Source organism: Kitasatospora sp. NPDC059408 (assembly GCF_042751525.1).
GTDB lineage: Bacteria > Actinomycetota > Actinomycetes > Streptomycetales > Streptomycetaceae > Kitasatospora.
The window spans coordinates 39,361-61,578 of record NZ_JBHYWI010000018.1; the positions used below are offsets into that span (position 1 = coordinate 39,361).

Annotated in this window: 20 protein-coding genes; 12 read left to right on the forward strand and 8 right to left on the reverse strand. The window is 74.1% G+C overall.

The annotated features are described in order from the left end of the window. The first annotated feature begins 58 nt into the window (after nt 1–58). The 3 genes from ACFXDE_RS14440 (at nt 59) to ACFXDE_RS14450 (ending at nt 3,151) form a co-directional block, all read left to right on the forward strand. Nucleotides 59–1,015, forward strand: a complete 957-nt coding sequence (locus ACFXDE_RS14440) for a helix-turn-helix transcriptional regulator (RefSeq protein WP_380494127.1) — start codon at nt 59–61, stop codon at nt 1,013–1,015. Nucleotides 1,016–1,079: 64 nt separating this feature from the next. Beyond that, on the forward strand, nt 1,080–1,763 hold the full coding sequence (locus tag ACFXDE_RS14445; RefSeq protein ID WP_359971215.1) for a response regulator transcription factor: 684 nt from the start codon (nt 1,080–1,082) through the stop codon (nt 1,761–1,763). Between the two features lie 59 nt (nt 1,764–1,822). Next, nucleotides 1,823–3,151 (forward strand): ATP-binding protein, encoded by a 1,329-nt coding sequence (locus ACFXDE_RS14450; RefSeq protein WP_380494264.1) that lies wholly within the window; start codon nt 1,823–1,825, stop codon nt 3,149–3,151. Between the two features lie 69 nt (nt 3,152–3,220). On the opposite strand, the gene efeB is transcribed toward ACFXDE_RS14450, so the two are convergent. The 3 genes from efeB to ACFXDE_RS14465 all read right to left on the reverse strand — a co-directional run bounded on the left by efeB (nt 3,221) and on the right by ACFXDE_RS14465 (nt 7,216). Beyond that, on the reverse strand, nt 3,221–4,579 hold the full coding sequence (gene efeB / locus ACFXDE_RS14455; protein WP_380494129.1) for an iron uptake transporter deferrochelatase/peroxidase subunit: 1,359 nt from the start codon (nt 4,577–4,579) through the stop codon (nt 3,221–3,223). Continuing rightward, nucleotides 4,579–6,651, reverse strand: coding sequence for an iron uptake transporter permease EfeU (gene efeU / locus ACFXDE_RS14460; RefSeq protein ID WP_380494131.1), 2,073 nt, complete (start codon nt 6,649–6,651; stop codon nt 4,579–4,581). The genes efeB and efeU overlap by 1 nt, the downstream gene beginning before the upstream one ends. Nucleotides 6,652–6,907: 256 nt before the next feature. After that, nucleotides 6,908–7,216: a hypothetical protein gene (locus ACFXDE_RS14465; RefSeq protein WP_380436361.1), complete on the reverse strand. Its 309-nt coding sequence runs from the start codon at nt 7,214–7,216 to the stop codon at nt 6,908–6,910. A gap of 398 nt (nt 7,217–7,614) precedes the next feature. On the opposite strand from ACFXDE_RS14465, the gene ACFXDE_RS14470 reads away from it, so the two are divergent. Continuing rightward, on the forward strand, nt 7,615–9,240 hold the full coding sequence (locus ACFXDE_RS14470) for a cytochrome bc complex cytochrome b subunit (protein WP_380436456.1): 1,626 nt from the start codon (nt 7,615–7,617) through the stop codon (nt 9,238–9,240). 85 nt (nt 9,241–9,325) lie between these two features. On the opposite strand, the gene ACFXDE_RS14475 is transcribed toward ACFXDE_RS14470, so the two are convergent. Next, the gene (locus tag ACFXDE_RS14475) at nt 9,326–9,703 is read right to left on the reverse strand and encodes a hypothetical protein (RefSeq protein ID WP_380494134.1); all 378 of its coding nucleotides are present in this window, start codon (nt 9,701–9,703) and stop codon (nt 9,326–9,328) included. Nucleotides 9,704–9,915: 212 nt separating this feature from the next. Here ACFXDE_RS14475 and ACFXDE_RS14480 point away from each other — a divergent pair, with 212 nt between their 5' ends. The 4 genes from ACFXDE_RS14480 to ACFXDE_RS14495 all read left to right on the forward strand — a co-directional run bounded on the left by ACFXDE_RS14480 (nt 9,916) and on the right by ACFXDE_RS14495 (nt 12,679). Beyond that, on the forward strand, nt 9,916–10,329 hold the full coding sequence (locus tag ACFXDE_RS14480; protein WP_380494136.1) for a hypothetical protein: 414 nt from the start codon (nt 9,916–9,918) through the stop codon (nt 10,327–10,329). Further along, nucleotides 10,326–11,399 carry a polyprenyl synthetase family protein gene (locus ACFXDE_RS14485; RefSeq protein WP_380494138.1) on the forward strand — a complete coding sequence of 358 codons (1,074 nt, stop codon included), beginning with the start codon at nt 10,326–10,328 and terminating at the stop codon, nt 11,397–11,399. The genes ACFXDE_RS14480 and ACFXDE_RS14485 overlap by 4 nt, the downstream gene beginning before the upstream one ends. Before the next feature lie 121 nt (nt 11,400–11,520). Beyond that, nucleotides 11,521–12,177, forward strand: coding sequence for an NADPH-dependent F420 reductase (locus ACFXDE_RS14490; RefSeq protein WP_380494140.1), 657 nt, complete (start codon nt 11,521–11,523; stop codon nt 12,175–12,177). 64 nt (nt 12,178–12,241) lie between these two features. After that, nucleotides 12,242–12,679, forward strand: coding sequence for a YchJ family protein (locus ACFXDE_RS14495; RefSeq protein ID WP_380494142.1), 438 nt, complete (start codon nt 12,242–12,244; stop codon nt 12,677–12,679). A 42-nt stretch (nt 12,680–12,721) separates the two neighbouring features. On the opposite strand, the gene ACFXDE_RS14500 is transcribed toward ACFXDE_RS14495, so the two are convergent. Further along, entirely contained in the window at nt 12,722–13,780 is a 1,059-nt protein-coding gene (locus tag ACFXDE_RS14500) for a polysaccharide deacetylase family protein (protein WP_380494144.1), read from the reverse strand. A 210-nt stretch (nt 13,781–13,990) separates the two neighbouring features. Between ACFXDE_RS14500 and ACFXDE_RS14505 the strand changes: the two genes are divergently transcribed. Beyond that, entirely contained in the window at nt 13,991–14,521 is a 531-nt protein-coding gene (locus ACFXDE_RS14505) for a GNAT family N-acetyltransferase (protein WP_380494146.1), read from the forward strand. A gap of 12 nt (nt 14,522–14,533) precedes the next feature. On the opposite strand, the gene ACFXDE_RS14510 is transcribed toward ACFXDE_RS14505, so the two are convergent. The 3 genes from ACFXDE_RS14510 to ACFXDE_RS14520 form a co-directional block, all read right to left on the reverse strand. After that, complete coding sequence (locus tag ACFXDE_RS14510) at nt 14,534–15,430, reverse strand: carbohydrate kinase (protein WP_380494148.1); 897 nt, start codon at nt 15,428–15,430, stop codon at nt 14,534–14,536. A 268-nt stretch (nt 15,431–15,698) separates the two neighbouring features. Beyond that, nucleotides 15,699–18,248 (reverse strand): ABC transporter permease, encoded by a 2,550-nt coding sequence (locus ACFXDE_RS14515; protein WP_380494150.1) that lies wholly within the window; start codon nt 18,246–18,248, stop codon nt 15,699–15,701. Nucleotides 18,249–18,250: 2 nt separating this feature from the next. After that, nucleotides 18,251–18,985: an ABC transporter ATP-binding protein gene (locus ACFXDE_RS14520; RefSeq protein ID WP_380494266.1), complete on the reverse strand. Its 735-nt coding sequence runs from the start codon at nt 18,983–18,985 to the stop codon at nt 18,251–18,253. 156 nt (nt 18,986–19,141) lie between these two features. Here ACFXDE_RS14520 and ACFXDE_RS14525 point away from each other — a divergent pair, with 156 nt between their 5' ends. The 3 genes from ACFXDE_RS14525 (at nt 19,142) to ACFXDE_RS14535 (ending at nt 22,142) form a co-directional block, all read left to right on the forward strand. After that, the gene (locus ACFXDE_RS14525) at nt 19,142–19,543 is read left to right on the forward strand and encodes a BlaI/MecI/CopY family transcriptional regulator (RefSeq protein ID WP_380494268.1); all 402 of its coding nucleotides are present in this window, start codon (nt 19,142–19,144) and stop codon (nt 19,541–19,543) included. Nucleotides 19,544–19,552: 9 nt separating this feature from the next. Next, nucleotides 19,553–20,515, forward strand: coding sequence for a M56 family metallopeptidase (locus tag ACFXDE_RS14530; protein WP_380494152.1), 963 nt, complete (start codon nt 19,553–19,555; stop codon nt 20,513–20,515). Between the two features lie 97 nt (nt 20,516–20,612). Continuing rightward, a complete protein-coding gene (locus ACFXDE_RS14535; protein WP_380494154.1) occupies nt 20,613–22,142 on the forward strand; it encodes a M1 family metallopeptidase in 1,530 nt (509 codons plus the stop codon). Nucleotides 22,143–22,218 lie beyond the last annotated feature (76 nt).

Sequence of the window (22,218 nt, forward strand, 5' to 3'; positions counted from 1 at the left end):
CCTGGACGCCAAGCCGGGTTCCCTGACATCGTGTGTCAGTGAAGTCCGAGGGGTCCCCGTGAAGTCCGCCCGCATGCTGTCGATCCTGCTCCTCCTCCAGACCAACGGCCGGATGACCGCCCAGCGGCTGGCCGAGGAGCTGGAGGTCTCGGTGCGCACCGTCTACCGGGACGTCGAGGCGCTGCAGGCCGCCGGCGTGCCGCTGTACGCGGACGCCGGGCACGGCGGCGGGTACGAGGTGCTGGCCGGCTACCGCACCCGCCTCACCGGGCTCAACGCGGGCGAGGCCGAGGCGCTGTTCCTCGCCGGGCTGCCCGGCCCGGCCGCCGCCCTCGGGCTCGGCCCCGCCCTCACCGCCGCCCAGCTCAAGCTGCGCGCCGCGCTGCCGCCCGGGCTGCGCGCGGACGCCGACCGGCTGCGCGCCCGCTTCCACCTGGAGGCGCCCGGCTGGTACGCGGAGGACGACGAGGTGCCGTTCCTGGCGCAGGTCGCCGACGCCGTGTGGCGCGGCCGGGTGCTGCGGGTGCGCTACCGCCGCTGGAAGGCGCCGACGGACGTCGACCGCCGGCTGGAACCGTACGGCCTCGTCCTCAAGGCCGGCCGCTGGTACGTCGTCGCCGGGCCGGGGCCGCGCACCTACCGGGTCGACCAGATCCTCGAACTCACCGAGACCGACGAGGAGTTCACCATCCCCGACGACTTCTCCCTGGCGTCCCACTGGCGCCGCCACGAGGCCGACTTCCACGCCCGTCTGCACCACGGCGAGGCCCTCGTCCTGCTCGCCCCCGGCGCCGCCGCCCGCCTGAGCACCGCCGCCGCGCGCGCCGCCGAGGCCACCGGAGCCCCCGAGCCGGACGGCCGGACGCGGGCCGTGCTGCCGATCGAGTCGCTCGACCACGCCCACGCGGCCTTCCTCGCGCTCGGCACCGACATAGAGGTCCTCGCCCCGCCCGAACTCCGCGCCCGCCTCGCCGCCACCGCCCGCGCCCTCGCCGACCGCTACGCCGACGGGTGAGCCCGCCGGCCGGCCCCGCCCCCCGCCTGGAACCGCCGTGCACACGCCAGGGAGAATCCCACGCATGACCCACACCGTGCTGATCGCCGAGGACGACCGCGCCATCCGCGACTCCCTCACCCGCGCCCTGCAGCTGGAGGGCTACCGCGTGCGCACCGCCGCGGACGGCGCCCGGACGCTGGCCGCCCTCGACGAGCAGCGCCCGGACGTCCTGGTCCTCGACGTGATGATGCCCGCCCCGGACGGCCTGGAGGTCTGCCGCCGGCTGCGCGCCGCGGGCGACCGCACGCCCGTGCTGATGCTCACCGCCCGGGTAGAGGTCCAGGACCGGATCGCCGGGCTCGACGCCGGCGCGGACGACTACCTGGTCAAGCCCTTCGACGTCGGCGAGCTGTTCGCCCGCCTGCGCGCCCTGCTTCGCCGCAACCCCCCGGAGCAGCCCGTCGAGGACGTCCTGGCCGTCGCCGACCTGCGGGTCGAACCGGGCGCCCGGCGGGCCTGGCGCGCGGGCGAGGAGCTGGAGCTGTCCAGGACCGAGTTCGACCTGCTGGAGCTGCTCACCCGGCACGCCGGCTCGGTGCTCGACCAGGCCACCGTCTACGAGCGGATCTGGGGCTACGACTTCGGCCCCGGCTCCAAGAACCTCGCGGTGTTCATCGGCTACCTGCGCCGCAAGCTCGACCGCCCCGGCCTGGCACCGCTGATCCACACCGTCCGCGGCGTCGGCTACACGCTGCGCGCCTCGTGACCCGCCCGCGCCGCTTCGACCCGCGCCGGCTCCGGCCGCGCCCGGGCCTGCGCACCACCATGTCGCTGGCGTTCGCCGCGCTGGCCGTCCTGGTGGCGGTGCTGATCGGCGCCCTCGGCTACCACGCCGCCGCCGCGCTGATCCGCGACGACGAGAAGGCCGACTTCACCACCGCGCTCCAGTCGGTGGGCAACCAGGTCACGCGGCAGACGCTGTACCCCGGCGACTTCAACGGGCCGACCGGTCTGAGCGAGCAGCTACTGCGCCCGATCCGGGTCACCGCGCAGGCGCTCGACGCCAACGGCGCCGTCCTCCCGGGCAGCTCCCACGTCGTCCTCCCGGGCGCGCCGGACGACGGCGACCTCGCCCGGGCCACCGCCCCCGCCCGGACGGTGATCGGCGTGCGGCACGTCGGCGACGCGACCTACCGGGTCGGCGTCGTCTCGCTCGGCGGCGGCCGGGGTGCCGTCCAGGTCGTGCAGGAGACCGGCGACGTCGAGGACCTGCTGTACGCCCTGCGGGGTCAGATGGCGGCCGTGGTGGCCGCCGTCGCCCTGCTCGCGGGTGCGGCCGGCTGGCTGCTCGCCCGCCGGATCACCGGACGCCTGGTGCGGCTGACCGACGTCGCCGAACTGGTCGCCGACAGCGGCCGGCTGGACGTCCCGGTGCCGGCCGCCGGGAGCGACGAGGTCGGCCGGCTCGGCCGGGCCTTCGACCGGATGCTCGGCCGGCTCGCCACCGCCAAGGAGAACCAGCGCCGGCTGGTCCAGGACGCCGGGCACGAGCTGCGCACGCCGCTCACCAGCCTGCGCACCAACCTCTCGGTGCTCCCCAGCCTGGACCGCCTGCCGCCCGCCGAGCGCACCGCGCTGCTGGACGACCTGGCCGAGGAGGCCAAGGAGCTGACCCTGCTGGTGGACGAGCTCGTGGCGCTGGCCGCCGAGCAGAAGGCGGACGAGGACCCGGTCGACGTGGTGCTGGCGGACGTGGTCCGCGAGGCCGCCGCCCAGGCCCGCCGGCGCACCGGCCGCGAGATCGCCGTGGACGCCGACGCCACCGTGGTCACCGCCCGCCCGGACGCGCTGGCCCGCGCGGTGGGCAACCTGCTCGACAACGCGGCCAAGTTCGACCCGGCCGGGGCCGCCCCGATCGACGTCGTCGTGAGCGGTCCCCGGGTCGAGGTGCGCGACCGCGGTCCCGGCATCGACCCGGCCGACCTGGAGCGCGTCTTCGACCGCTTCTACCGGGCCACCGCCGCGCGCAGCCTGCCCGGTTCGGGGCTCGGCCTGGCCATCGTCCACGAGGTCGCCACCTCGCACGGCGGCACCGCGTTCGCCGTCAACCGGGACGGCGGCGGCGCCGTCATCGGCTTCACCCTCGGCGGCTGACGGGCCGCGGACGCGCGAACGGCCCCCGGAACTCCTCCAGAGTTCCGGGGGCCGTGGCGCGCGGGGGCGTCAGGCGCTGGCGAACAGCCCCCGGCCGAGCCAGTCGGCGTCGTCCTTCACGCCCGGAAGGACGAAGAAGTACCCGCCGCCGGTCGGCGAGATGTAGTCCACCAGCGGCTCGCCGACGAGGCGGGTCTGGGTGGCCTCGAACTGCCGCACCACGTCCTGCTGGTAGCAGCAGAAGACGAGGCCCATGTCGAGGTTGCCGGCCTTGTCGATGCCGCGGTCGTAGTTGAAGCCGCGGCGCAGGATGCGCGAGGTGTCGGTGTCCGCGGTGCGCGGGTTGGCGAGGCGGATGTGCGCGTTGAGCGGGATCGCCTTGCCGTCCGGGTCCTTGGCGTAGTCCGGGGCGTCGTTCTCCTGGTGGCCGTCGAGCGGGGCGCCGGTGTCGCGGCGGCGGCCGAACATCTTCTCCTGCTCGGTGAGGGTGACGCGGTCCCAGAACTCGATCAGCATCCGGATGATCCGTATGACCTGGTAGCTGCCGCCGGTCGCCCACGCGGGCTCGCCCATGCCGTCGGTGACCCACACCAGCCGGTCCATCTCGCGGGCGGAGGCGGTGTCCGGGTTGACGATGCCGTCCTTGAAGCCGAGCAGGTTGCGCTGGGCTCCGTCGGGGCGGGACTGGTTCTGGAAGCCGTCGATCCGCCAGAGGATCTGCATCGCGCCGCGGGTGTGCCGGGTGATGTCGCGCAGGGCGTGCAGGACGGTGTCCTGGCGGTCGGCGCAGATCTGCAGCGAGAGGTCGCCGTGGAGCTCGGCGGCCTGCAGGTTGTCGTTGGGGAAGGTCTTCATCGGCGCGAGCTTGACGGGCTTGGCCTTGGCGAGGCCGTAGCGGTCGTCGAAGAGCGAGGCGCCGACGCCGACCGTCACGGTCAGGTTGTCGGTGGCCACGACCGGGCCGAGGAGGCCGCTGTCGGAGGGCGGCGCGCCGACGCCGAGGTCCGGCGGGGTGCCGCCGGCGGTGAGGAAGCGGATCCGCTCGGTCAGGGTCCTGAACAGGTCCTCCAGGGCCTTGCGGTCCTGGGCGATCACCTGGCAGGAGACGAAGGCGGCGTAGCCGGGCGCCGGGGTGGTGACGCCGGCCTGGTGCGCGCCGTGGAAGGGCACGACGCCGTTGGAGGCCTGGTGGCCGTCGCCCGCGGCGGCCGGCTCGGCGGAGAGCGTGAACGCCGCACCGGTGCCCGCCAGGACGGCCGCCCCCGCGCCCGCGCCGAGCGCCGCCCGCACGAAGCTGCGGCGGGCCGGGCCGGCCGGGCAGCCGCCCTGGCCGGCGGCCTCGGCGGCGGCGGCCTGCTGTGCGGCGGCAGCGGCGGAAGCGCCGTGCGGGAACGGGCAGGAGCCGGTGGCTGCGGTGTGGTCGGTCATCAGGCGGCCTTCCGGATCTCGAGCAGGGCGGGGATGGGGGACAGGTCTTCGAGCAGCTGGCCGGTGGCGCCGTTGAGCCGGCGGCGGGCGTCGGCGGGCAGCTTGTCCAGCGGGGTCCAGCCGTCGGCGGTGCGGGCGGCCGCGACGAGGTCGCCGACGCGCTTCATCCCGGTGTTGACCCGGACGAGGACCTGCGGGTCGCGCTCGTCGAGCAGCGGCTGGAGGAGCGTCAGCAGCTCCTGGGTGCCGGCCAGGTTGGCCTGGGTGGTGGCGAGGCTGGTGCCGCTGCCCATGTCGGTGTCGCCGGTGAGCTCGAACTGGAGGGTGTTCTCCAGGATCTCGTGGGCGCGCAGCGGCAGGTCGGCCGGGTCGAAGTCCTGGGTGGGGAAGTCGTGCACGAGGGTGGCGACGTCGCGGGCGAGGCCGTCGGCGACGGGCGTGAGGTCCGCGGCGGACTGGCCGTGCCACAGGCCGTACTCCAGGCGCAGGAAGCCGGTGAAGCCCGGGTCCGCGGTCTTGTCGGGGAGCCCGTCGGCGCGGCCGTCGATCTTGCCGTCGAGGTCGGCGAAGGTGCCGTAGGCGGCGCCGAGCGAGGCGTACTGGAGGTGTGCGGTGAGCCAGTCCGCCCGGGCGGTCGCGAGGTCGCCGCCGTGGATGTCCGCCTGGAGCTTCTGGGACTGCGTCATGAGGGTCGCGAGGCCGTTGACGACGTAGTCCTTGTAGGCGGCGAGCGGGGCGTCGAGGTCACCGTCGCCGACCGGCTTGACGGCCTTGACCTCGCTGCCGCCGGTGACGTGCACGGAGGCGGAGGTGACGGACTTTCCGCCGGTGGGCACGCAGCGCCAGGCGTAGTCGCCGGTGCCGATGGTGGCGGTCAGGGCGCGGGTGGTGCCGGGCGCGAGGCCCTCGACCTCGCCGTAGACGGCGCCGCTGGCCGGGTTGACCAGGTACACCTCGGAGACCTTGTCGCCGGTGTTGCGCATCTGGAAGACCTGCTGGCCGGGCAGCGGGGCGGTGAAGCCCTTGCCGCACTCCTGCTCGGAGACGGCGACGGTGGCGGCGCTGTCCTTCTTGCCGTCGCTGACGGCGATGACGGCTCCGGCGACGACGGCCGGGACGGCGACCAGCGCGGCCGGGAGCACCCACCGCGGCCGGCCCGAGGCGGCGGGCGCGGGGGTCCCGGCAGCCGTCCCGGTGGCCTTCTCCTCCGTCTGCTCGGCCGTCTTCTCCGCCGTCTGCTCGGCGGCGGGCGCGGCCTGGCCGGCGCGCAGGCCCTGCAGGAACAGCGTCATGACGATGCACAGGTAGGCGACGTAGGCGACGACCTGCAGGACCGTCATGGTGACGGTGAGGTTGAGCGTGCCCTGCACGAGCGTGGCGTACCAGGACTGCGCGTCCAGGTGCCCGCTGAGGTCGAACGCGTACGACGTGGAGCCGCCGACCAGCCCGGACTCCTGGAGGTCGCGCAGGCCGTAGCCGAGCACGCCCGCCGCGATGACGATCAGGCCGGCGCCGGTGATGGTGAAGAACCGGGTGAGGTTCATCTTGAGCGCGCGCCGGTACAGGCCCCAGCACAGGCCCGCGGCGAGCACCAGGCCGACCGCGGCGCCGATCAGCGGGCCGGTGGACTCACCCGCGGTGCGGACGTTGGTCCACAGGAAGAGGGAGGTCTCCAGGCCCTCGCGGGCGACGGCGAGGAAGCTGGTGAGCACCAGCGCGCCGGCGCCCAGCGCCAGCGAGGCCTCGACCTTCGAGCGGATCTCGGCCGACAGGCTGCGCGCGGAGCGGCGCATCCAGAAGACCATGGCCGTGACGAAGCCGACCGCGATCAGGCTCAGGATCCCGCCGAACGCCTCCTGGGCGTGGCCGGACAGGTTCGCGGCGGTGAAGGTGAGCACCGCGCCGAAGCTGAGGCTGACGGCGACGGCCGCCGCGACGCCGGTCCACACCTGGGGCAGGCGCCCCTTGCGGTCGAACCGGACGAGGGTGGCCACCAGGATCGACACGATCAGGCCGGCCTCAAGGCCCTCCCGCAGCCCGATCAGAAAGCTGGGAAACGCTTCATCCCACATGCAGCGGGCTCCTCCCCCGGTCACCCCGGGTCGTACCTGTCCTCGGAGTCCCACCGCGGTGACGGGGGACGGCACAGCCGAACGCCCCGGACTGGTTCGGTCCAGGGCGCCTCGGCTTAGCTTAGGCAAACCTTAGAGGTGCAGGGAGCCACTGAACCCGCCGCCAAGGTAAGGGTTCGGTATGAAACCCACCTTCCGTCTCAGCATTCGACCCGGCCTCCGGCGCGCCGCCTTCCCGGCGCACCGGCGCCAGGACTCAGCCCCACCACTGCTCGGGAACGGTCTCCGGCTCGGCCGGGACGCCGACGGGATCCGGGACGGGCGCCACGTGCAGGTCGCCGCCGTCCGCCTCCGCGACCTCGTGGCCGGCCTCCCGCAGGACGACCGCCGCCGCCCCGAGGACGGCGGCGCGCACCCCTTCGGGCGAATCGCCGCCCGGCGGCCAGCCGACCACCACCCCCTCCGGACCGGGGCCGATCCGCAGCGGGGACGGGCCGGCGGCGTCGAGTCCGGCGCGGGAGAGGGTCGCGGTCACGTCAGCGAGGAGTTCACGGTGATCCACCATTGGCGCAGCGTAGGCCCGGGTTCCCGCGACCCCGGGCCGCGGCGCGCGCCGAAACGGTTCGGCGGCACCCGAGCGCAGCACCGGCCGCTTCCCGGACGGCCGATCGCGGGCCCCGGGACCCCCGTCCGGCCCGACACGAGCGGCCGGACGGGCCGATGGACGTGCACAGTCGGCCCCCTGCCGACAGCATGACAGAGTAAGCGATCCATCACCCTGAGCAACGGGACCAGCGGTCACCAGCACCGCGGGCCGGATCCGCCCGGCGGTCCCGTATCGAGAGGTCCCATGATCACATCACTCCGCCGGCCGGCGTTCTCGCCGACGGGCCTCCAGCACGGCACGCCGAGGACGCCGGGGAGCCCGTCGTGAGAACCGACCAGCAGTCGCAGCCGGGACCGGTGACCACCAGTACGCGTGACCAGCCCGCGAACAAGGCCGAGGCCCTCGCCGACTGGGCCGACGGCCGCCTCGGCATCTACTCCCTGGCGAAGGCCAACCTGCGCAAGATCTTCCCGGACCACTGGTCCTTCATGCTGGGCGAGATCGCGCTCTACACGTTCGTCATCATCATCCTGACCGGCGTCTGGCTGACGCTGTTCTTCAACCCGAGCATGGGCGAGGTCGTCTACAACGGCTCGTACGTCCCGCTCAAGGGCATCCAGATGTCGGAGGCCTACGCCTCCACGGTCAACATCAGCTTCGAGGTCCGCGGCGGCCTGCTGATGCGCCAGATCCACCACTGGGCGGCCATCGTCTTCATCGCCGCGATGCTGACGCACATGATGCGCGTCTTCTTCACCGGGGCGTTCCGCAAGCCTCGCGAGGTCAACTGGGTCTTCGGCGCGCTGCTGCTCTTCCTCGGCATGTTCGACGGCTTCATGGGCTACTCGCTGCCGGACGACCTGCTCTCCGGCACCGGCATCCGCTTCATGGAGGGCGCCGTCCTGGCGGTGCCGATCGTCGGCACGTACCTGCAGTTCTTCATGTTCGGCGGGGAGTTCCCCGGGCACGACATCATCCCGCGGCTGTTCACCGTCCACATCCTGCTGATCCCCGGGATCATGGTGGGCCTGCTCGCGGCGCACCTGATCCTGGTCTTCTACCACAAGCACACCCACTTCGCGGGGCCCGGCCGCACCAACGACAACGTCGTCGGCATGCCGCTGCTGCCGGTCTACACCGCCAAGGCGGGCGGGTTCTTCTTCCTGGTGTTCGGCATCATCGCGCTCATGTCGGCGATCGCGACGGTCAACCCGATCTGGGCCTACGGGCCCTACCGCCCCGACCAGGTGTCCACCGACGCCCAGCCGGACTGGTACATGGGCTTCTCCGAGGGCCTGATCCGCGTCATGCCGGGCTGGGAGATCAGCGTCTGGGGCGGCCACACCCTGAACCTCGGGGTGTTCGTCCCGCTGATGGTCTTCCCGACCGTCCTGCTGGTCATCTGGTGCTACCCGTTCCTGGAGGCGTGGGTCACCGGGGACCGCGGCGAGCACCACATCGCCGACCGGCCGCGCAACGCTCCGGTGCGCACGGCCTTCGGCGCGGCCTGGATCAGCCTGTACCTGATCCTGCTGGCCGGCGGCGGCAACGACCTGCTCGCGACGCACTTCCACCTGTCGATCAACGCGATCACCTACGCGGTGCGGATCTGCTTCTTCGCGCTGCCGGTGGTCGTCTTCGTGATCACCAAGCGGTGGTGCATGGGCCTCCAGCGCCGCGACAAGGAGAAGGTGCTGCACGGCCGCGAGACCGGCGTCATCCAGCGGCTCCAGCACGGCGAGTTCATCGAGGTGCACGCGCCGCTGCCGCAGGGCCGGATGTACACCCTCACCTCGCACGACCAGCCGGAGCCGGTCGAGCTGGAGCCCGAGGTGGACGAGAACGGCGTGGCCCGCAGGGCCGGGCTGTTCACCCGCGCGCGGGCGAAGCTGTCGCGCGGCTTCTACGGCGAGGGCAGCCGGATCGCCAAGCCGACCGTCGAGGAGCACCAGGAGATCAGCAGCGGCCACGGCCACCACTGATCCCCGCACACGCCGAGGGCCCGCCGCAGCGTCTGCGGCGGGCCCTCGGCGTCGCGGCGTCCTGTCGCGGCGCCCTGTCGCAGCATCAGCCCCGCAGGATCGCGGGCACGGCGGCGAACAGCGCGGCCGCCAGCGTCACGGACAGGCAGAGGGCGGCCCACCGGGCGCAGATCCGCCGGCACTCGCTGCGGTAGCGGGCGGCGAGGCGGCGGCAGCGGTCGACGGCACGGTCCACGACCTCCTCGGCGTAGCGCAGCCGGTCGGCGGCGTAGGCCCGCTCCAGGCTCTCGCGCTCGGCGGCCGGCAGCCAGGCGAACTGGCCGGCGAAGGCCCGGGCGTCCCGTTCGGCCGCGGCGACCTCCGCCTCCCAGGCCAGGAAGCCCTCCAGGCGGGCGATCTCCACGCGGGTGTCCACCTTCTGCCGCGGGGTCCGCGCCCTCGGCGGACGCTGTCTGCCACCCATTGACCGCTCCTTCGTGCCGTCGCCAGCTCCTTCGCAGCGAAACCACGCAACTACTATCAGTGACGAACGGAGGGTGCGGGGCGACTCGCCGAGCCCCGAGCGCCGAATGGGGCCGCGAACTCCGGACACGCTCCGCGCACGGGCGTGTACCATCGGCAAGCATTGCGACGGTGCACCCCGGGCTGGCCGGGGCACGAGCCAGGAGGTCGGCCATGCCCGATGCCGGTCGGTTCAGCGGGGCGGGCGAGCAGGGCGAGCGGGCGGTCTCGGAAGCCGCCGCCGTCCTGGAGCGCGAGTTGGCGGCCGGTCTGGCCGACGCCAAGGCGGCGGGCGAGCGCCTCGTCGACGAACACCGCGTCGACCAGGAGGAGTTCGGGCGGCTGGTGCGCCGGGTCTCGGACAACACCCACGAACTGATCGACGCCGTCAGCGCCCGGGTGCTGGGCAACACGGCCGGCGACGCCGCCGAGCACACGCGCAGGATCGCCGAGAACGCCCACGACATCGTCGACCTGCTGCTCAACCTCAGCCGCCTCGCGCCGGCCCTCGCCAACCAGGGCCTGAGCACCGCCTTCGGACCGCAGCGCACCGCCGCCGGGGAGCCCGACGAGCGGCCCGGGGAGTGACACCGCCCCGGCTCACGGGCGGCGCCGGACTGGTCGAACGGGTGCTGGCCCGCTACCGGGAGCGCACGGTGGCCGCACTGCTGCGGCACATCCCCGAGCAGAGTCCGCCCTACCTCTACGACCTGGCCGCCGACTACCCGGCCCGCCCCGGCAAGGGCCTGCGCGCGGCGCTGTGCCTCGCCACCTGCGCGGCCTTCGGCGGCGACCCGGGCCGCGCGCTCAACCCGGCCGTCACCGTCGAACTGTTCCACAACGCCTTCCTGATCCACGACGACATCCAGGACGGCAGCGAGCTGCGGCGCGGCGAGCCCACCCTCCCGGCCGCGTACGGCGTCGAGGTCGCGCTCAACGTCGGCAACGCCACCCACCTGCTCGGCCTCCAGCGGCTGATGGCCAACCGGCGGGGGCTGGGGGGCGAGCTGGCCTGGCGGCTGTTCGAGGAGACCGAGCTCATGTGCCGCCAGTCGCTGGAGGGCCAGGCCCTGGAGATCGCCTGGATCCGCGACAACGCGTGCGCCCTCGTCCCCGGCGACTACTACCGGCTGTGCCTCAAGAAGACGTCCTGGTACACCTTCCTCTACCCGTGCCGCACGGGCCTGCTGGTCGCCGAGGGCCCCTCGGCGGACTCCGGCCGGCTGGACCGGTTCGGCTGGTACCTGGGCGCGGCCTACCAGATCCAGGACGACGTGCTGAACCTCGCCGGGACGCAGGAGGAGTACGGCAAGGAGATCGCCGGGGACCTCTGGGAGGGCAAGCGGACGCTGATGCTGATCCACCTCCTGGAGCGCTGCTCCCCCGCCGAACGCACCAGAGCCGAGCGGTACTTGAGCCGTACGAGGTCCCAGCGCGGCCCGGAGGCCGCCGAGGACGTGCGGTGGCTGCTCGACCGGCTCGCGGCGTACGAGTGCATGGAGAGCGCGCGGCAGGCGGCGGCCGGGCTGGTCGCGGCGGCGGAACGGGAGATCGACGGGGTGCTCGGCGCGACCGACGCCTGCGGGGAGCAAGAGGCGGACGAAGCACGGGAGTTCCTCCTCGCGCTGCCGGGATTCGTGGTCGAGCGGGGACGCTGACGGCCTGCCCGCCACCGGGACCCGTTCGCCGGACGGTCCTTCGGGACTGAGCCCGGGTCAACTATCGTCGTCGCCGGCAACGCTCCACGAGGGCGCGTTTCACGGGAGATGCGGAGTGGCTGTGCGCATCGGAATCATCGGCACGGGCGTGGTCGGGCAGACGCTGGCGAGCAAGCTGGTGTCGCTCGGCCACGAGGTCACCCTGGGCTCGCGGACCAAGGACAACGAGAAGGGGCTGGCCTGGTCCGCCGCGGCGGGCCCGCACGGCCACTGCGGCACGTTCGCCGACGCGGCGGACTTCGGCGAGGTGGTGTTCAACGCCACCGGCGGCACGGTCGCGCTGTCGGCGCTGCGGGCGGCGGGGGCCGAGCGGCTGGCGGGCAAGCTGCTGATCGACGTGTCGAACCCGCTGGTGTTCTCCCCCGAGGGCGAGCTCACCCTCGACCCGGTGAACACCGACAGCGTCGGCGAGCGGATCCAGCGGGAGTTCCCGGCGGCCCGGGTGGTCAAGGCGCTCAACACGATGAACGTCGCCGTGATGGTCGACCCGGCCGTCCTGCCGGGCGAGCACAACCTGTTCGTCTCCGGGAACGACGACGCAGCCAAGGCCGAGGCGGTCGCGCTGCTCGGCGAGTTCGGCTGGCCGGCGGAGTGGATCATCGACCTCGGGGACATCACCGGCGCCCGGGCGACCGAGATGATGATGCCGTTCTGGCTGCGGCTCTACCGCCACTTCGGCACCGGCGAGTTCAACTACTCGTTCAAGCGCAACGCGTAACGGCCGCCCGAGGGGCGCGGGGGCGGCGCGCGGGGAGCGGAGCGCACGGGGGACAATGGACCGCATGTCCCGACGTCGCCCCGCTCCCCGAGCCGCCGCCCCCGCGCCGCGGCTGCTGCCCTCCTCCCCGTGCCCGTGCGGCCTGTCCGCCTCCTACGGCGACTGCTGCGGCCGGATGCACCGCGGCGTGGCGGAGGCCCGCACGGCCGAGGCGCTGATGCGCTCCCGCTTCAGCGCCTTCGTCGTGCAGGACGAGGCGTACCTGCTGCGCAGCTGGCACCCGGACACCCGGCCGGACTCGGTGGACTTCGACCCGGCGCTGCGCTGGACCCGGCTGGAGATCGGCGCCACCACCGAGGGCGGCGCGTTCCACTCCGGGGGCACCGTCGCGTTCCGCGCGTACTGGACGGAGGGCGACGAGGAGGGGGTGCTCAGCGAGAACAGCCGGTTCGTCCGGCACGAGGGCGCCTGGGTGTACCTCGACGCCCTCTCGCTCGGCTGAGACCGGCTGCCCGCTCCCGGCTCCCGGCTCCCGCCCGCACGGCTACAGGTAGTCGTCCAGGCGCCCGAGGGCGTAGCCCTGTGCCGTGACCTCGTTCAGGACCTTGCGGAGCAGGTCCGGCATCGTGGCCTTCCAGTCCTCGGTGCCCCGGAAGTGGGTGAGGATGATGTCGCCCGGGTGGAGCTTCTGGTCGTCGTAGCGCCACTCCATGTGGTCCGGGAAGGCCTCCTCGTTCCACAGCGGCACCGCCTGGACCCCGCACGACCCGGCCGCGCGCAGCGTGTCGTCGTTGTACTCGCCGTACGGCGGGCGGAACAGCCGGGGGCGGACGCCGATCTGCTGCTCCAGCTGGTCCTGCTGGGTGCAGATCTCGTAGCGCTGGGTCTCGTAGTCGTGGATCTTCAGGTTGCGGTGGTTGATGGTGTGGTTGTTGATCTCCACGCCCTGGGAGTGGAGGTCGCGGAAGTAGCCGTAGTTCTCTCGGGCGAGGTAGTCGGAGACGAAGGCGCTGAGCGGGATCCCGAGCTCGGCGGCCATCTTGTTGAACTGCGGGTCCTTCTCGGCGCCGTCGTCGACGGTCAGGAACACCACCTTGTCGTCGGTGGGGACGCGGAACACCACGGGCGGGCGGCCGTCCTTGAGCTTCACGCCCTGCATCGCACGCAGCCGGGGCTTGGCGGCCGGGGGCGGGGGCGCCTTCAGCGGCGGCTCGGCCAGGCCCCAGCGCTGGGCGGTCTCGAACGCCGCGCGGACGGCGGTCTCCTGGCGGGCGACGGCCTCGCTGCTGCTCTCCTCCTCCTTGCGGGCGAGGCCCGGCAGCATGGGCGGCGCGGCGGGCGGGCGGGCCCCCGCCCGGTCGACGGCGGGCTCCCCGGCGGCCACCGCCTCCGCCTGGGCGGCCGGTGCGGCGCTCGGGGCGTTGGCGACCTCCGCGGCCTTGGCGGCGTTGGCGGCATTGGCGGCATTGGCGGCGCCGGCGGGTGCGGCCTTGGGCCCGGCGGGTCCGGACGGCCCGGCGCAGCCGGCGACGACGGCGGAGAGGCAGACGGTGGCCAGCAGACCGGTCCGCAGACCCCTCCGGGCCGGGTGACTGCCCTTCAAACCCCCATTAATGCGATGATCTGATGGTGCGTTCATAACGCCACTGCTCCCCCGGAGGGCACCCCCGTCAATCCCCCCGTCACCCGCACGGCAGAACGACCCGCCCGGGACCTTGCCCAAGCTTTGCCCTGCGCAGGACGGCCGGACGGCCCCGCACGCACCGCGAAAACCCTTTGCCGCCGGGCCGCCCGCACGGCGACCATGCGGGGTATGACCACCGGCACCACCGCACCCGGCCCGGCCTGGGCCGTCGCCCCCGAGGACGTGACCACCGACGAGGCACTGGCCCTGCTGCGCGAGTACTACTACGACGTCGCCAACCGGTACAGACGGCTGCACCACGGCGAGGACTTCGACACCGAGGTCCTGGAGGCCGGCCTGGCCGACACCCCCAGCGACGACCTCGCCGAGCCCACCGGCCTGTTCCTGATCGGCCGCTACGACGGCCGCGCCCAGTCCTGCGCCGGGCTGCGCCGCCTCGACGCCGCCACCGTCGAGCTCACCCGCGTCTACGTCCGCCCCGGCCTGCGCGGCACCGGCGGCGGCGCCCGCCTGCTCGCCGCCGTCGACTCCGCCGCCCGCGCCCTCGGCGCCGGGCGCATCGTCCTCGACACCCGCCTCGACCTCGTCGAGGCCCGCGCCCTCTACACCCGCCACGGCTACCGCGAGATCCCCGCCTACAGCACGGGCCCGTACGCCGAGGTCTGGTACGGCAAGGACCTCACCGAGGCGGCGCAGTAAGGCACTTGGGGCCTACCGGGCCAGCGCCTCGGCCAGCTCGGCGGACGAGGGCGGGTTCGCGCCGGGGCGCGAGACGGTGACGGCCGCGGCCGTCACCGCGTGCGCGAGGCAGACGGCGAGCGGGGCGCCGCCCGCGCGGGCGTGCAGGAAGGCGGCCATGAAGGAGTCCCCGGCGCCGACGGTGTCCGCGACCCGCACCGGGCGGGCGGGGACCTGCTCCCGGGCACCGTCGGCGGTGAGCGCGACGGCGCCGGCCGCCCCCAACGTCACGGCGACGACGGCCGGGCCGAGCCCGAGCCAGTACCGGGCGACGGACTCCGGATCCTCGTCCGGGTAGAGCCAGGCCAGGTCCTCGTCGCTGGCCTTGACCACGTGACTGAGGGCCACGCAGCGCTCGACCCGGCGGACGGCCCCGGCCCGCTCGCCCATCAGCGCGGGCCGCACGTTCGGGTCGTAGCTGACGCTCGCCCGGCCGCGCAGGCGCTCGACGACCCCCAGCACGGCCGCCGCGCCCGGCTCGGTCACGGCCGCGATCGAGCCGATGTGCAGGTACCCGGGCGCGTCCGGCCCCAGGAGATCGACACCGTGGGGAGTGCCGAGCGTCCAGCCGATGTCGAAGGCGTACTGCGCGCGCCCCTCGCCGTCCAGCTCGACGACGGCCGAGGGCGTCCGCGCCACGGCCTCCGCGCGCACCGTCACCCCGGCCGCCTCCAGGTGCGCCCGGATCAGGCGCCCGTGGGCGTCGTCCGCGAGCTGTGTGAGGAGCGTCGCCGCCCGCCCCAGACGCGCCAGGCCGTACGCGACGTTCGCCGGGCTCCCGCCGGGGTGCGCCCGGTCCGGTACGCCGTCGGCGCGGACGACGTCGGCGACGCACTCGCCGATCACCAGGAAGTTCGGGGACGTGGTCACAGCGGCTCCTGGCGGTCCGGCGCGGAAGGGGCGGACCGCAAGCCTACGGCTGTGGGCGGGCATGAGAGTACGGCCGCCGGACCTGGCCAGGTTCTCCGGCGGCCGTGGCCCCGCCCGTCAGGGGGCGGAACTCTTCGACCGTATGACGGAGGGCCACCGCGCCGCTACCGCAGTGCTCCGTCCGGGGGACGCGACCGTGTCGCGTCCCCCGGCACCCGCCGGTCGGTCCCGCCGCGAGGCGAGGGGTGCGCGCCCGACCGGCCGCTCATCAGGCGGTGATCGCGGTCAGGATCCTCGTCCGGGCCGCCTTCATCGCGGGGAGCACGGCCGCCGCGAGACCGGCCAGGGCCGCTCCGGCCAGGACGGCGAGGATCGTCGTCCACGGGATGCTGAGCGCGGTGATGCCGTACAGGGTCAGGACCTTCTGGCCGGTGACGCCCCACGCCACGCCGAGGCCGAGGCCCAGCAGGGCGCCGTGCACGGCGATGAGGACGGACTCCAGCCGGACCATCCGGCCGATCTGGCCGCGCGAGGTGCCGACGGCGCGCAGCAGGCCGATCTCGCGGGTGCGCTCGATCACCGAGAGGGCGAGGGTGTTGGCCACCCCGAGGACGGCGATGACGATCGCGAGCGCGAGCAGGGCGTACACCAGGTACAGGACGGTGTCGACCTGACCGGTGACCTGCTTCTTGTAGTCGGCCTGGCTCTGCACCGTCACCTGCGGGTAGGACGCGAGGGCCGCCCCCAGGGCCGACTGGACGGCCCGCTGGTCGGCACCGGCGGCGGTGTCGAGGAAGAGCGCGAAGTCCTGGGCCTCGGGGGCGTACCTGGCGAGGGTGTCGAGGGAGACTTCCCAGCTGCCGCCGTCCTTGCCCGCGCCGGCCGGCGGCCTGGAGATCGCGCCGACCGTGAGCGTGCCCACCGCGCCGTTGAGGAAGTGGAGTTCGACCTTCGAGCCGATCGCGAGGTGGTCGGCGTCGGCGGTGGTCTCGTCGACCATCAGCCCGCCCGCGGCCACGTCGGCCGTGGAGCCGGCCACGTACTGCGGCTTGACGGCCCGGTCCACGGTGGCGACGTCGACGCCGGACAGCACCAGCTGGAAGCCGTTGAGGTGGGCGACGGCGTAGCGCTGGCGGGTGACGGCCTGGACGCCGGGCACGGCCCGGACCCGGTCGGTGACCTCGTGGCCGATCGGGGTGGCACCGTTGCCGGACAGGACGTAGTCGGCGCCGAAGGTGCTGTCGACGTCCCGGTCCACCGAGGTGGTCAGCGAGGCGGCCAGGACGGCGACGGCGCCGACCAGGGAGAGGCTGATCATGAGTGCCCCGGCGGTGGCTCCGGTGCGGCGCGGGTTGCGGACGGCGTTGCGGCGGCTCATCCGGCCGACCGCGCCGAACAGGGCCGGGTACGGCGCGCCGAGGCCGTACACGACGACGCGGGAGAGCGCGGGGCCGAGCACCACCAGGGCCACCAGGGACAGCACGATGCCGCCGCCGAGCAGGGCGCCCGCCGTCAGGATCGTCGCGTGGTGGGTCGCGGCGCCGTACAGGAGGCCGCCGCCGGCGGCGAGCAGGACGGCGCCGAGCGCGGTGCGCACGCCGAGCCGCGGGGCGGGCGGGGTGTCCGCCTCGCGGAGCGCGGCCATCGGGGAGGTCCGGGCGGCCCGACGGGCCGGCAGGTAGGCGGCGACGAGCGTGACGAGGACGCCGACCGCGTAGGCCGCCACCGGCGTGAGGGGGCCGACGACCAGCGCGGTGCCGGAGAGGTCGACCCCGAAGCCGGAGATCAGCGACTTCAGGCCGGCGGCCAGGCCGATGCCCGCGCCGAGGCCCAGGGTGGAGCCGGCCAGACCGAGCAGCAGCGCCTCGGTGAGCACCGAGCGCAGCACCTGGCCGCGGCCGGCGCCCAGGGCGCGCAGCAGACCGAGTTCGCGGGTGCGCTGGGCGACGAGCATGGAGAAGGTGTTGAGGATCAGGAAGACGCCCACCAGCACCGCCAGTCCGGCGAAGCCGAGCAGGGCGATGGTCACGACGCCGAGGAAGGAGCTGATCTGCTGGGCGGCGGTGGCGGCCTGCTGCTCCTTGGTGGCCACCGAGTAGCCGTCGCCGAGCGCGGCCTTGATCGCCGCCTGGGCCGCGGTGTGGCTGGTGCCGGGGGCGGTGTCGACCGTGATGCCGGTGAACCGGTCGGGCTTGCCGAGCAGTCGGCGCTGCGCGGTGGCCGTGTCGAGGTAGACCATGGTCACCCCGGGGTTGCCCGAGGTGAAGGTGACGATGCCGACCAGCGTGCCCGGGGTGGAGCCGGCGGGCGTGAGGACGTGCAGCGGATCGCCGAGGCGGATGCCCTTGTGCTGGGCGCTGGCCCGGTCGATGACGATCTCGCCGTCCCTGGTGGGGGCGTGCCCCTGCGCGAGGTGCACCTGCGGGTCGTCGTACCAGTTCTGGCCGAGCGTCGGTGCGCCGGTGGTGGGCCCGACGGGCTTGTCGTCCTTGTCGACGACGGTGAGGTCCTGCAGACTCACCTGGCCGTGCGCTGCCCTGACCCCGGGGACGGCGGCGACCTCGGCCACGACACTCGCGGGCAGGGTCGGGGTCTCTCCGGACAGGCCGCGGTCCTCGACCTCGGGAGTGAAGGCCTGCTTCGGCTTGACCGTGACGTCGGCGGCGGTCGAACCGGCGATGTTCGTGAACGCGACGTCGATGGTGTCGGAGAACACCAGGGTGCCCGAGACGAAGGCCACGCCGAGCAGGACGGCCAGGGTGGACAGCGCCATCCGGCCCTTGTGGGCGAGGAAGCCGCGGATGCTTGCCTTGATCATCGTCAGCTGGTCCGTCCGGCGCCGTCGAAGCCGCGCATCCGGTCGAGCACCGAGTCGGCGGTGGGCTCGGGCAGCTCGTCGACGATCCGGCCGTCCGCGAGGAAGAGCACGCGGTCGGCGAAGGAGGCGGCGACCGGGTCGTGGGTGACCATCACGATCGTCTGGCCGAGGTCGTCCACGGAGGAGCGGAGGAAGCCGAGCACCTCGGCGCCGGCCCGGGAGTCGAGGTTGCCGGTGGGCTCGTCGGCGAAGACGATCTCCGGACGCCCCGCCAGGGCGCGGGCGCAGGCGACGCGCTGCTGCTGGCCGCCGGACAGTTCGGACGGCCGGTGCGTGAGCCGCCCGGCCAGACCGACGGTCTCGATGACCCGGTCCACCCACGCCTGGTCGGGCCTGCGGCCGGCGATGTCCATCGGGAGGGTGATGTTCTCCAGGGCCGTCAACGTCGGGAGCAGGTTGAAGGCCTGGAAGACGAAGCCGATCCGGTCGCGCCGGATCTGCGTGAGCCTGCGGTCCTTGAGCCGGGTGATCTCGTGCTCGCCGATCCAGATCTGCCCGTCGCTCGCCGTGTCGAGGCCTGCCAGGCAGTGCATCAGGGTGGACTTGCCCGAGCCGGACGGGCCCATGATCGCCACGAACTCGCCGCGCCGGACGGACACGTCGACCGCGTCCAGGGCGACGACGCGGGTCTCGCCGGAGCCGTACGCCTTCGTCAGGCCTTCGGCGCGGGCCGCGATGGTGTGGGGCGGCGCATCGGCCGCCGTTGCGGTTGGCACGGCTCGTCTCCTGGGTACGCTGCCCGCCACTCACGGGCGGCGGCGGGCATGGCAGACTCTGGGCAGGGCGGAAGCTTCTACGAATACGTAGAAGTTCTACGTGGAATGTAGAAGATGATGCGGGAGGTGACCAAGTCCGTGGGCGTGCACGAACCCACCCCGGCCACCGGACGGGGCAAGGGCGAGCTGGAGGCCGAGGTCCTCGCGGCCCTGCGCGGGGCCGCACCCGCGGCACTGACCCCCGGCGAGGTGCTCGAACGGGTCGACGACCGGCTCGCGTACACCACCGTCGTCACCGCGCTCACCCGCCTGCACGCCAAGGGCCTGCTGACCCGCGAGAAGCGCGGCCGCGCGTTCGCCTACACCGCCGGCGCCGACGAGTCCGAACTCGCCGCCCGCACGATGCGCCGCGTCCTCGACGGGCGCAGCGACCGCGAGGCCGTGCTGACGCATTTCGTCGACGAGCTCTCCGACGACGACGAGGACTTCCTGCGGCGCCTGCTGGACTCCGGCTCGTAGGCCCGCCGGATGCGCATCGCCGTCTACCTCCCGCTGCTCTTCCCCCTCCTGGCCGCGCTGATCGCCCGGCCGGTGGGGGAACGGCTGCCGCCCCGCCTGGCCACCTGGCTGCTGACGGTCGGCGCGCTGGTGCTGGCCGCCGCGAGCACCGCGGCGCTCGGCATGCTCGCGATCACCGGACTGATCCGCGTCCCGCTGCTCGCGCGCCTCGCCCACGACCACTGGTCCGCCCGCGCGGCGCAGCACCACGACCCCGCCTCGCTCTCCGTCGCCGTACTCGCCGGGGCCGCGCTCGCCGTCGTGGTCGCGATGGCGGGCCGCATGCTGTGGCGGCGGGCCCGCACCCTGGCGCGGGCCACGAGCGAGGCCGCCTGCCTGCCCGGCCGCGACCAGCTCGTCATCGTCGACGACCCGGCCGCCCAGGCCTACGCCCTCCCCGGGCGCCCCGGGCGGATCGTGGTCTCCACCGGCATGCTCGCCGCCCTCGAACCGCCCGAGCACCAGATCCTGCTCGCGCACGAGCGGGCCCACCTGGCCCACCGGCACCACCTGTTCGTCGCGCTCGCCCAGTTCGGCGCCGCCGCCAACCCGCTGCTGCGGCCGCTGGCCGACACCGTCGCGTTCACGGTCGAACGCTGGGCCGACGAGAGCGCGGCCACCGCCGTCGGCGACCGCGAGCGGGTCGCCCGCACGATCGGCAAGGCGGCCCTGGCGGCGCGCCGCACCAAGGCGCGCGGGTGGATCCCGTCCGCCGCACTCGGCCTCCTCGGCCGGTTCGGCCGGTTCCGGTCCGCCGGGCTCGGGCCGGTGCCGCGCCGGGTCACCGCGCTGCTCGCGCCCGCGCCGCACCGCCACGTGTGGTCCGCCGCCGCGCTCGCGGGCCTCGCGGCGGCGACCGCACTGTGCGCGGCCGAAGCGGCGCACGACCTGGAGACGCTCCTGGAACTGGCCAAGCGCGCGGCCCGGGCCTGAGGCCACGGGCCCAACTCCCGAATTGCACACGGACGGACGGCCGTTTCCACTACGATCCGTACCCGGAACATCTCCCGTGCCGTCAACCCGGAGAGCGGTGGTCGCCCTGATCCCCCTGCGTCGGACCCGAGCCCGCGGCCGTGCCGGGCTCGCCCTGGTGCTCGCGCTCAGCGCGGCGCTGCTGACCACCGGCGGGCCCGCGGCCACCGCGGCGGACGGGCTGGGCGACCCCGTCTTCCCGTCGCTCGGCAACCGCGGCTACGACGCGCTCGCCTACCACCTCTCCTTCGCCTACCGGCCGGACACCCGCACCGTCGACGCGACCGCGGTGATCACCGCGCGGCCCTCCCACGACCTGGCGAGCCTGGACCTCGACGCGCTCGGCCTCGACGTCCACGAGGTCGACGTGGACGGCCGGCCCGCCGCGTTCCGCACGCACGACGAGAAGCTCACCGTCACCCCGGGCCGGGCGCTGCGCCGCGGCGCCACCGCGCGAGTGCGGGTCACGTACACCGCGGACCCGCACGCCAGGCTCCCCCACACCGGCTGGGTGCCGACCGCGAACGGCTTCGCCGTCGCCGGGCAGCCCGCCAGTGCGCACACCGTGTTCCCGTCCAACGACCACCCCAGGGACAAGGCCCGCTTCACGATCGACGTCACCGCCCCGGACGGGCTGCTCGGCGTCGCGAGCGGCGAGCTCACCCGGACCACGGCCCTCGGCGACGGCCGCACCACCCGGCGCTACGTCTCCCGCGAGCCGATGGCCACCGAGCTCGTGCAGGTCTCGGTCGGGGACTACACCGTCCGCGAGCGCACCGGCCCGCACGGCCTGCCGCTGCGCGACGTCGTGCCCACCGCGCGCGCCGCCGACCTCGAACCGGCCCTCGCGCTCACCGCCGACCAGCTCGCCTGGGCCGAACGGCACCTCGGGCCGTTCCCGTTCGAGGCGTACGGGATCCTGCCGGCCGACACCGACGACCCGGACGCGTTCGGCTTCACCGGCCTGGAGACCCAGACCCTGACGCTGTACAAGCCGAACTTCCTGCGCCAGCCCGAGGCGGCGATCGGCTCGCACATGATGCACGAGCTGGTGCACTCCTGGTTCGGCGACAGCGTCTCCCCCGCCACCTGGGCGGACCTCTGGCTCAACGAGGGCCACGCCGACTACTACGGCCTGCTCTACCGCTACGAGCGCGGCTGGCCGGACGCGTGGGGCTACACCACCCTCGTCGACCGCATGCGCTACCTGTACGGCCTCGGCGACCAGTGGCGCCACGACGCCGGACCGGTCGCCTCGCCCACCGCGGCCGACCTGTTCGACAGCCAGCGCTACACCGGCGGCGCACTGGTGCTCTTCGCGCTGCGCGAGCGCGTCGGCGAGGACGCCTTCGACGCGATCGAGCGCACCTTCCTCGCCCGCCACCGGTACGGCAACGCGACCACCGCCGACTACATCCGCACCGCCTCCGAGGTCTCCGGGCAGGACCTCACCGCCTTCCTCACCGACTGGCTCTACGGCCACCGCACCCCGCCCATGCCGGGCCACCCGGACTGGACGGTCGGCGCGCAGCCGGTGACGGCCCGCGGGGCGGCCGGGCCCGTGGAACACGGCTCCGGCACGCTCTGACGGCCCGACCGGCCGTCGCGGCCGCCGCACCGCCGTACGCCCCGATCGCGCCCGGCCCGTGCGTCCGGGCGCCCCG

Excerpts from the sequence above, each read along its gene's own strand:
- ACFXDE_RS14445 (WP_359971215.1), top strand. The coding sequence starts at position 1,080 with ATGACCCACACCGTGCTGATCGCCGAGGACGACCGCGCCATCCGCGAC.
- ACFXDE_RS14450 (WP_380494264.1), top strand. The coding sequence starts at position 1,823 with ATGTCGCTGGCGTTCGCCGCGCTGGCCGTCCTGGTGGCGGTGCTGATC.
- efeB (WP_380494129.1), bottom strand. The coding sequence starts at position 4,579 with ATGACCGACCACACCGCAGCCACCGGCTCCTGCCCGTTCCCGCACGGC.
- efeU (WP_380494131.1), bottom strand. The coding sequence starts at position 6,651 with ATGTGGGATGAAGCGTTTCCCAGCTTTCTGATCGGGCTGCGGGAGGGC.
- ACFXDE_RS14465 (WP_380436361.1), bottom strand. The coding sequence starts at position 7,216 with ATGGTGGATCACCGTGAACTCCTCGCTGACGTGACCGCGACCCTCTCC.
- ACFXDE_RS14475 (WP_380494134.1), bottom strand. The coding sequence starts at position 9,703 with ATGGGTGGCAGACAGCGTCCGCCGAGGGCGCGGACCCCGCGGCAGAAG.
- ACFXDE_RS14480 (WP_380494136.1), top strand. The coding sequence starts at position 9,916 with ATGCCCGATGCCGGTCGGTTCAGCGGGGCGGGCGAGCAGGGCGAGCGG.
- ACFXDE_RS14495 (WP_380494142.1), top strand. The coding sequence starts at position 12,242 with ATGTCCCGACGTCGCCCCGCTCCCCGAGCCGCCGCCCCCGCGCCGCGG.
- ACFXDE_RS14505 (WP_380494146.1), top strand. The coding sequence starts at position 13,991 with ATGACCACCGGCACCACCGCACCCGGCCCGGCCTGGGCCGTCGCCCCC.
- ACFXDE_RS14515 (WP_380494150.1), bottom strand. The coding sequence starts at position 18,248 with ATGATCAAGGCAAGCATCCGCGGCTTCCTCGCCCACAAGGGCCGGATG.
- ACFXDE_RS14525 (WP_380494268.1), top strand. The coding sequence starts at position 19,142 with ATGCGGGAGGTGACCAAGTCCGTGGGCGTGCACGAACCCACCCCGGCC.
- ACFXDE_RS14530 (WP_380494152.1), top strand. The coding sequence starts at position 19,553 with ATGCGCATCGCCGTCTACCTCCCGCTGCTCTTCCCCCTCCTGGCCGCG.